The sequence below is a fragment of the Nocardioides cremeus genome, assembly GCF_030518195.1.
Classification (GTDB): Bacteria; Actinomycetota; Actinomycetes; order Propionibacteriales; family Nocardioidaceae; genus Nocardioides; species Nocardioides cremeus.
In genome coordinates this window covers 1-217 of the sequence record NZ_JAULSC010000457.1, presented here as the reverse complement: position 1 = coordinate 217, position 217 = coordinate 1, and the positions used below count along the sequence as shown (strand labels likewise).

Below are 217 nucleotides of genomic sequence, written 5' to 3'. Positions count from 1 at the left end.
CGACAGGGTCGTGAAGCCGAAGGGCCGCAGCATCAGCACCAGCGGCAGCTCCTTGACCGCGTCGATGAGCACCAGCGTCGCCGCCACCGCCACGCCGGGGCGGGCCAGCGGCCGGTGCACCAGCCGCAGCAGCCGGCCCGGGCCGGCGCCCAGGGTCATCGCGGAGGCGCTGACGCGGGGGGAGACGCGCGAGAAGCTCGCCGCGACCGCCTGGTAC

The 217-nt window shown here is 76.5% G+C and carries 1 pseudogene; it reads right to left on the bottom strand.

The window, feature by feature from the left end:
• Positions 1–217: pseudogene (locus QWJ41_RS21715) on the bottom strand (ABC transporter permease); the annotation flags it as partial.